The sequence below is a fragment of the Microcoleus sp. MON1_C1 genome (genome assembly GCF_036701945.1).
GTDB lineage: Bacteria > Cyanobacteriota > Cyanobacteriia > Cyanobacteriales > Microcoleaceae > Microcoleus.
The window spans coordinates 1-1,093 of the sequence record NZ_JAUBRO010000144.1; the positions used below are offsets into that span (position 1 = coordinate 1).

General features: G+C 60.6%; 1 protein-coding gene. It reads left to right on the forward strand.

Translation table 11 applies throughout. The annotated features are described in order from the left end of the window. Window positions 1-42 precede the first annotated feature (42 nt). On the forward strand, window positions 43-1,011 hold the full coding sequence (locus tag QUA62_RS29245) for an IS1595 family transposase (RefSeq protein ID WP_333408290.1): 969 nt from the start codon (window positions 43-45) through the stop codon (window positions 1,009-1,011). Window positions 1,012-1,093 lie beyond the last annotated feature (82 nt).

The following is a 1,093-nucleotide window of genomic DNA, read 5'->3' on the forward strand; positions in this document are numbered from 1 at the left end:
TAAGGGGTATCCACTTAGCTCCAGTCAGTGCAAAATAACTGGATGGATATCCATACTTTAGCGCCAGCACCCGGAAAAGACTACCCACAGACTTGGAACGAATTCCTCGACTGGTTTGCCACGGAAGACGCGTGCCTGGCCTACCTGGAGCGGCTGCGCTGGCCCCAGGGTTTTGTCTGCCCGCGCTGCGGTTGTGTCGGCGAGGCCTATCGCGCCAGCCGTATCCGGCTGATGTGCCCGAGTTGCCAACACCAGAGCTCGGTCACCGCTGGCACCATCTTCGATAAGACCCGTACGCCTCTGCGCGTCTGGCTGGCCGCAGCCTGGTACCTGACCAATCAGAAGCAAGGGGTGAGTGCCCTGGGCCTACAGCGTGTGCTGGGGTTGGGCAGCTACCAGACCGCCTGGACCATGTTGCACCGACTGCGTCGCGCCATGGTTCGACCGGGCCGCGAACAGCTCAAAGGGCTGGTCGAAGTTGACGAGACCTATCTGGCCATCACGGACAGGCAAAACCCCATCTCACCCAAAGGGCGCAAGAGCAGCACGAGCAAGGTGCTGGTGGTCATGGCCGTGGAGATGCTGGACCCCAAGGGATTCGGTCGCATCCGCCTGCGCCGCATTGCCAACGACTCCGCCGCTTGTGTGATTCCGTTCGTGCAGGAGGTCATCGTGCCTGGCGCACAGGTGCGTACCGACGGCTCGGCTGCCTACCTGACATTGAAAGACCTGGGCTTCGTCCATCAGCGCACGGTCATGCTCGGGTCCGACGTGCCGGCTCATGTCTCGATGGCGGGCGTGCATCGGGTGGCGGCTCTGGTGCAACGCTGGATTCTGGGTACTCACCATGGCTCGGTGCAGCCCGAACACCTGGACGCCTACCTGGATGAGTTCGTGTTCCGCTTCAATCGCCGCACATCCAACTCGCGCGGCATGTTGTTCTATCGGTTGCTGCAACAAGCGGTCGTGACCGCGCCGGTGACGTACCGCGATGTGGTGAAAAAGGCTTGACTGTTGGCACCGCTGGGATACCATCAAACACTGATTATTTATCCAGCATAAGGGTGTCACTGGAGCTAAGTGGATACCCCTT

Excerpts from the sequence above, each read along its gene's own strand:
- QUA62_RS29245 (WP_333408290.1), top strand. The coding sequence starts at position 43 with ATGGATATCCATACTTTAGCGCCAGCACCCGGAAAAGACTACCCACAG.